Raw genomic sequence first — 6,573 nt, 5'->3', positions numbered from 1 at the left:
GCCAGTTTGTTGCCGCGCACTTCCACCCAAGCGTCGCCGTTGTCGGCTTTGGCAATGGTGTAAGGCATCAGGTCGATGTCTTTTTGGACTTCTTTTTCGGCGAACTTGCGGCCGATCAGGCGCTTGACCGCGTACAAGGTGTTGCGCGGGTTGGTCACAGCTTGGCGCTTGGCCGAGGCGCCGACCAAGATTTCGCCGTCTTCTTGGTAGGCAATGATGGACGGGGTGGTGCGAGCGCCTTCGGCGTTCTCGATCACTTTGGTCGTGTTGCCTTCCATGATGGCCACGCACGAATTGGTGGTGCCCAAGTCAATACCGATGATTCTTCCCATGATGTGTACTCCAGTGAGGAAATTGAAAACTGATTAAGAAATGGTGGTGGTTTTTGCGAATTCAAGAGGTGGATGGCCACGTCGCTGCGCTTCTCGCCATGACGGGGCCAGCGTCACCGTGAGGCACGAAGCAATCCATGGATGGCCACGTCGCTGCGCTCCTCGCCATGACGGGGCCAGCGTCACCGTGAGGCACGAAGCGATCCATGGATGGCCACGTCGCTGCGCTCCTCGCCATGACGGTGTTAACGTCATCGCCATGACGGGGCCAGCGTCACCGTGAGGCACGAAGCAATCCATGGAGGGCCGCGTTGCTGCGCTTCTGCCCATGACGGGGCCAGCGTCACCGCGAGGCACGAGGCGATCCATGGATGGCCGCGTCGCTGCGCTTCTGCCCATGACGGGTAATTTGTCATTGCGAGCGAAGCGTGGCAATCCAGAACTCACTTGGGCGCAGTGACCGTCACCAAAGCAGGGCGCAGCACCCGATCTGCAATGGAATAACCTTTTTGCAGGACCGTGACCACGGTGTTGGGTTCTTGCTCGGCCGGCACCACGCTGATGGCTTGGTGGTGGTGCGGGTCGAATTTGGTACCGGCCGGTGGGTCGATGGCGACTACTTTGTTGCGCTCCAAGGCGCTTTTGAGTTGCCGCAAGGTGGCCTCGGAGCCTTCGCGGATCTGCTCGATCGTCACATTGGGGATGGCCAAACCCGCTTCCAGGCTGTCCAGCACTGGCAGCAAGCTGTCCGCAAACCCTTCGACCGCGAACTTGCGGGCCTTGGCAATTTCGTCGTCGGCACGGCGGCGCGCGTTTTGCACATCGGCTTGGCCACGCAAAAATTGGTCGGCCAAATCGGCGTTTTGGGCTTTCAAATTGACCAATTCGGCTTGGGCATCGGCCAAAGCATCCGTGGGCGATAGGGCCGCGCTGGCTTCTTCGTCGTTCAGGGCTTGGGGAGAATTTGGGGGGTGTGGATGGGCTTCTGACATGAACAATGTCCGCAAAAAAAGTTGACCCCTGACAAATAGGGGCGGTTTTCCAGGCTTCAAGGGGCAGGGGGGTGGGCGAAAAAAGGCAAGTCGCAAGAAAAACCCGCCAAACGGCGGCTGGGCTTGACGCGTTCAGCTTGGCACAGGTGAAAGCCCGCTGCTCAGTTCAGGGCCAGCAGTTCCACGTCAAATTTCAAAGTGGCGTTCGGGGGAATGACACCGCCCGCGCCGCGTGCGCCATAGCCCAAGTCTGCGGGGATGATCAGGGTGCGCTGACCGCCCACCTTCATGCCGGCCACGCCTTCGTCCCAACCTTTGATGACCATGCCCGCGCCCAAGCCAAACACAAAGGGGTCGCGGCGGTCGCGGCTGGAGTCGAACTTGGCCCCTTGCTCGCCGTCTTTGAAGAGCCAGCCGGTGTAGTGCACGGTGACGTCTTGGCCTGCGGTGGCGACTTCGCCTTCGCCCAAAACGGTGTCTTCGTATTGCAGGCCAGAGGGGGTGGTGTTCATGGGGCGCTTTCTGTGGGTGTAGGCCCGGCATGCCCGTGGGGCATGGCCGTTGGCCGTAAAAAACCAAAATTATGCCAGCAGCGCTGTGCTGGCCTGGGTGTCCCAAGCGGGGGCATCACGCGCTGGGCAGACCGAAGGGCCAGCGCGAGATGCCGCCAAAACCCACGCGGTCTGCCGCTCAGGCCAACAAGCCGCGCTTGGCCAAATCGCGCATCAGGGCGCTGGTGCCATAGACCCAAGGCGGTGCCAAGTCCGAGGTGGTGACTTGGTTGCTCAGGGTGCCCAAGAGCGGGGTGGAGACGCTGACCACATCACCCACCACATGGGTGAAGCCTTGGCCGGGGCCGTGGCGGTCTTGGGTGGGGGCAAACATGGTGCCCAAAAACAGCAGCATGCCGTCGGGGTACTGGTGGTAAGGGCCCATGGCTTGTGCCACCAGGTCGAGCGGGTCGCGGCTGATTTGGCCGAGGGCGCTGCTGCCTTGCATGACAAAGCCCTCGGGGCCTTGCACTTTCAGGCTCAAGTCGCACTGGCGCACATCGTCCAGACAAAAGTGTTCGTCAAACAGGCGGATGAAGGGGCCTATGGCGCAGCTGGCGTTGTTGTCTTTGGCTTTGCCCAGCAGCAAGGCGCTGCGGCCTTCGAAGTCGCGCAGGTTCACGTCGTTGCCCAAGCTGGCCCCGACCACCTCGCCACGCGAGTTGGCGGCCAGCACGATTTCGGGTTCGGGGTTGTTCCACTGGCTGGCCGGGTGCAGGCCAATCAACGCCCCGGTGCCCACCGCGCTCATGGGCTGGGCTTTGGTGAAAATTTCGGCGTCTGGCCCGATGCCCACCTCCAGGTACTGCGACCACATGCCCTGGGCCAACAACACGGTTTTGAGCTGGGCCGCCTCTGGCGAGCCGGGCACCACGCTGCGCAGATTGTCGCCAATCACCGCCACCACCGCCTGGCGCACCGCCTCGGCCCGGCTGGCGTCGCCCCGGGCTTGTTCCTCGATCACGCGCTCCAGCATGCTGGCCACAAAGGTCACGCCTGCGGCCTTGATGGCTTGCAAGTCGCACGGGGCCAAGAACCAGGGCAGGCGGGTGTCGCGTCCAGTTTCCTCGCTGTTGGCCAGCACCGCCGAGGTGTCGGCCAGGGGCCTGGCTTGGCCCGTGGCGATGAAGGCTTTGACCCGCTGCGCCGCCGCGTCCAGCTCGAGCAAATCGCTGCAGGTGGCGGCCAGAGCCGACAAGTCCAGCACATCTTCAGGTGTGACCGCCACCACAAAGGGCCCCAGGCCGGGCATCCATAAACGGCCGATCAGCAAAGCCTGGTGAGCGTCTTGGGGCAGTTGTGTGAGCAGCATGGAGAACACCTGTGGATCAAAAAACAGCATGTTGTCAGACATCGGCATGGGGCGCTGTCACCCATGTCAAGCCTGCGAAAAAGCGCTTGCGCTTGGCCGCGGCGACCTGTGTAGGCGGCTTCCAGCGGGAGCGAGCCTGCAAGGAGGTACCCGGTGAAACGATTGCTTGCAATTCATGTGGCTTGCCCCACACACGCAGTGGCGGCTGTGGGTTAGATTGGGGGTTTTAGCCGAGCTACTTCAAGGATTGACCATGACCCAAAAAAATACCGCTTTGACCACCATGGCCGTTGCCACTTGCGCTGCGGCTGTTTTGTTGACCGGTTGTGCCACGATGACGCCGCAACAAAAAGGGGCCGGGACGGGTGCCGTCATCGGTGCTGTGGCCGGCCAAGTTTTGGGCCGCGACAGCAAGTCCACCGCCATCGGCGCTGGCTTGGGGGCCTTGGGCGGTTACATCTGGTCCAAAAACATGGAAGACAAAAAACGCGCCATGGAGCAGGCTACTGCCGGCACAGGCACCGTGGTCACGCAAACCACCGACAACCAGCTCAAGCTGAGCATCCCCAACGACATCTCGTTTGAAACCGGCCGCTACGACATCCGGCCCAATTTGCGCCCCATTCTTGACCAGTTTGCCCAGGGTTTGGCGCAACAGCCCAGCACCGAGGTGCGCATCGTGGGCCACACCGACAACGTGGGCAGCGACGCGCTGAACAACAGTTTGTCGGTGAACCGGGCCCAAAGTGCGCGGGATCATTTGGTCGCGCGCGGGGTGAACGCCAACCGCATCCGCATCGAAGGCCGGGGTGAGCGCGAGCCTGTCGCGGACAACGCCACCGAGTCGGGCCGTGCCCGCAACCGCCGGATTGAGATTTTCCTGGCCGAGCGCTCTTCGTCTTAGAAAGGCCGATTCAGGCCCCAAGCTGTGCGTTTGTGGGTCTTGACGCCCATCAGCGGGACAGCGGGACGGCGGGACGGCGGCACCTGCGCCGCGCCCGAGCACAGGCTGAGCAAGGCCTCAAAGGTAGATTTTTTGCAACAGTTTGAGCAAGGTCTTGCGCTGCGCGGGTGTGAGTTGGGCGGTTTTTTCCAGCTCCAACGCGCTGGCTGTTTGCTCGGCCTGCACCATCAGGGCTTGGCCTTGGGGTGTGGCGTGCAGGCCCACGGCACGGCCATCGTGCGGGTGAGGTTGGCGCTCAATCAGACCACGTGCCTCCAAAGATTGGATCAGTCCCACCAAGTTGGGGGGCAGCAGGTTGAGCGTGGCGCACAACTGCCGCGAAGTCACGCCAGGGTTGTGATGGATGGTCGACATGACCGAAAAATCCACCGGCTTGAGACCGTAGGGTGCCAGTCGCTCCAAAAACAACTCGATGATGCTCAGGGCGGCCCGCCGGGCGTTGTAGCCCATCAAGGTTTGCAAATACGAGGTGTCCACAGCACCCATCGCGGGCGGCGCGGGTGTGGCTTTCTTTCGGCGTGCTGGGGTGGTCATGGCGTCGTTCATCCAGCGCAGGCACGTGGCTGCCCGGCAGTGAATTGGTGGATCTTGAAATCGTGAAGCACCCGTTTATACAGGGCTTGCCTCAGCGCGGGTGCGCTCAACACGCATGTCAACACCCAAAGCATGTCCTCGGTAGGGCTTGACGTGCACAGGCTCTTGAGTTTCATCAAAAAAGGCCGGAGCACCGACGGGTTCTCCGGCTGGGATCAGCAGTTCATCAGATCAGCAGATCAAGAGTCCACACTGAAGCCAATGCGCTTGATCAGCGGGCCCCAACGCTCGAGTTCCACTTGTGAGCTCTTGAGTTGGTCTGCCGCACTGCCACCAAAAGGAATCAAACCGACCACGGTCAAAGCGTCCAGCACGCCCTTGTCTTTGAGGGCTGCGTTGATCGCCGCGTTGGCCGCTTGCACCACGTTGGCCGGGGTTTTGGCGGGGGCGTAAAAGCCAAACCATTCTTCCACGGTCAATTCAGGAAAGCCTTGCTCGGCAAAGGTGGCCACGTCGGGCACAAAAGGCGAACGGGTTTTGCCCGAGGTGGCCAGGATGCGCATCTTGCCCGCCTTGTGGTTGGCAATGAAGTCACCGTGCGGGGTGAACATGCAGGCAATCTGGCCGCCGACCACATCGGTCACGCCGGGCACCGAGCCACGGTAGGGCACATGTTTGAACTCAAAGCTTTGGTTGAGGCCAAGCAAAGCGCCAATGAAGTGCGGTGTGGAGCCTGCAGCGGGCGAGCCGTAACTGGCCTGCGCGGGATTGGCTTTGGCCCAAACGATGAAGTCTTTCACGTTCTTGACGCTGGCCGGCACCATGGGGCCGACAGCAAAACCGTGGTGAATCATGGAGGCGGTGCCCACGGGTGTGAAGTCTTCAAAAGGCTTGTACTGCAGGTTTTTGAAGATGTGGGGGTACAGCGAGATGGCCGAGAACGGGGTCATGGCCAACACCGAGCCGTCGGCCGGTGCGCTTTTCAGCAGGTTCAGGGCAATCTGGCCGCCCGCACCTGGCTTGCTGTCAATGATGCCGGCGTTCTTGCTGTAGGGCGTGCCGCCAAATTTCTCGGCCACGCGCCGGGCGCAGATGTCGCCCGAGCTGCCGGGTGGGAAGCCGTAGAGCACTTTGACCTGCTCGATGGGCAAGCCGCTTTGCGCCCAGACTTGCTGGAATGCGGTGCTGCCCACCACGGCGGTGCCGATGGCCGATTGAATGAATTCACGACGGTTGCTCATGCTTGTCTCCTCTTGGGATGGTTGAAAAACTCAGGTTGGGGTGAAACGGGAAATGAAAAAAACTCAGAGGCACAAGGCCTTGATGTCTTCAGGCACAAGGATGGCTTTGATGCGGTCCGGGTCTTCGGGGTGCTGGATGCAAAAGGCGCGCACTTCAGTGCATTCACACAGCACGGTGTCACCGCGCATGACGACGTGTTGGTGCACAAAAACTTTCTCACGCCACTCTTGCACGCTGGTGTGCACTTGGAGGGTTTCGCCATAGGTGGCGGGGCGGATGAACTTCGTGTGGATCTCCAAGAGCGGCGTGCCAATGATGCCGCGTGTTTTGACCAACTCACGCCACGGCAACACGCCGCATTGCACAAAGAAATTCAGCGACGAGGCGTCCATCCACTTGGAGAAGTTGGGAAAGAACACGATGCCTGCGGGGTCACAGTCACCGAACATCACTTGCACTTCGTAGACAACAGTTTTGCTCATGGTGGTTCAGGTCGTGTGGTGTGTTGTTGAATGTCAGACGCTGCGCCGTAACGCATGGACTGCCGCGCTTCGCTCGCAGTGACAAAGCCTTCGTCATCGCGAGCATGCTGATATCCGTCATCGCGAGCGCAGCAGATACCCGTCATCGCGAGCGCGCAGATATC

Annotated in this window: 8 protein-coding genes; 1 reads left to right on the top strand and 7 read right to left on the bottom strand. The window is 61.1% G+C overall.

Annotated elements, in window-relative coordinates; genetic code table 11:
* The 4 genes from ACIQ39_RS18065 to ACIQ39_RS18050 form a co-directional block, all read right to left on the bottom strand.
* On the bottom strand, nt 1–332 hold a 332-nt coding region (locus ACIQ39_RS18065), incomplete at its 3' end, for an Hsp70 family protein (RefSeq protein WP_396435972.1).
* A 443-nt stretch (nt 333–775) separates the two neighbouring features.
* Nucleotides 776–1,324 carry a nucleotide exchange factor GrpE gene (grpE, locus tag ACIQ39_RS18060; protein ID WP_396435971.1) on the bottom strand — a complete coding sequence of 183 codons (549 nt, stop codon included), beginning with the start codon at nt 1,322–1,324 and terminating at the stop codon, nt 776–778.
* Nucleotides 1,325–1,485: 161 nt separating this feature from the next.
* Nucleotides 1,486–1,836: an FKBP-type peptidyl-prolyl cis-trans isomerase gene (locus tag ACIQ39_RS18055; protein WP_396435970.1), complete on the bottom strand. Its 351-nt coding sequence runs from the start codon at nt 1,834–1,836 to the stop codon at nt 1,486–1,488.
* A gap of 178 nt (nt 1,837–2,014) precedes the next feature.
* A complete protein-coding gene (locus ACIQ39_RS18050) occupies nt 2,015–3,229 on the bottom strand; it encodes a fumarylacetoacetate hydrolase family protein (RefSeq protein ID WP_396435973.1) in 1,215 nt (404 codons plus the stop codon).
* A gap of 211 nt (nt 3,230–3,440) precedes the next feature.
* Here ACIQ39_RS18050 and ACIQ39_RS18045 point away from each other — a divergent pair, with 211 nt between their 5' ends.
* Nucleotides 3,441–4,091, top strand: coding sequence for an OmpA family protein (locus ACIQ39_RS18045; RefSeq protein WP_396435969.1), 651 nt, complete (start codon nt 3,441–3,443; stop codon nt 4,089–4,091).
* A gap of 117 nt (nt 4,092–4,208) precedes the next feature.
* On the opposite strand, the gene ACIQ39_RS18040 is transcribed toward ACIQ39_RS18045, so the two are convergent.
* From ACIQ39_RS18040 to ACIQ39_RS18030, 3 genes are all read right to left on the bottom strand, one after another.
* On the bottom strand, nt 4,209–4,685 hold the full coding sequence (locus ACIQ39_RS18040) for a MarR family winged helix-turn-helix transcriptional regulator (protein WP_396435968.1): 477 nt from the start codon (nt 4,683–4,685) through the stop codon (nt 4,209–4,211).
* Nucleotides 4,686–4,924: 239 nt separating this feature from the next.
* Nucleotides 4,925–5,926, bottom strand: a complete 1,002-nt coding sequence (locus tag ACIQ39_RS18035; RefSeq protein ID WP_396435967.1) for a tripartite tricarboxylate transporter substrate-binding protein — start codon at nt 5,924–5,926, stop codon at nt 4,925–4,927.
* Between the two features lie 63 nt (nt 5,927–5,989).
* The gene (locus ACIQ39_RS18030; protein ID WP_396435966.1) at nt 5,990–6,409 is read right to left on the bottom strand and encodes an acyl-CoA thioesterase; all 420 of its coding nucleotides are present in this window, start codon (nt 6,407–6,409) and stop codon (nt 5,990–5,992) included.
* Between the last annotated feature and the right edge of the window lie 164 nt (nt 6,410–6,573).

The organism is Limnohabitans sp. (genome assembly GCF_044361645.1).
Lineage (GTDB): Bacteria > Pseudomonadota > Gammaproteobacteria > Burkholderiales > Burkholderiaceae_C > Limnohabitans_A.
Note: the sequence above shows the minus strand (reverse complement) of the source record. Positions and strands in the feature narration are given on the sequence as shown.

Bases quoted from the DNA above. Each gene is read 5' to 3' on its own strand.
- ACIQ39_RS18030 (WP_396435966.1), bottom strand. From the start codon at position 6,409: ATGAGCAAAACTGTTGTCTACGAAGTGCAAGTGATGTTCGGTGACTGT.
- grpE (WP_396435971.1), bottom strand. From the start codon at position 1,324: ATGTCAGAAGCCCATCCACACCCCCCAAATTCTCCCCAAGCCCTGAAC.
- ACIQ39_RS18035 (WP_396435967.1), bottom strand. From the start codon at position 5,926: ATGAGCAACCGTCGTGAATTCATTCAATCGGCCATCGGCACCGCCGTG.
- ACIQ39_RS18040 (WP_396435968.1), bottom strand. From the start codon at position 4,685: ATGACCACCCCAGCACGCCGAAAGAAAGCCACACCCGCGCCGCCCGCG.
- ACIQ39_RS18055 (WP_396435970.1), bottom strand. From the start codon at position 1,836: ATGAACACCACCCCCTCTGGCCTGCAATACGAAGACACCGTTTTGGGC.
- ACIQ39_RS18045 (WP_396435969.1), top strand. From the start codon at position 3,441: ATGACCCAAAAAAATACCGCTTTGACCACCATGGCCGTTGCCACTTGC.
- ACIQ39_RS18050 (WP_396435973.1), bottom strand. From the start codon at position 3,229: ATGTCTGACAACATGCTGTTTTTTGATCCACAGGTGTTCTCCATGCTG.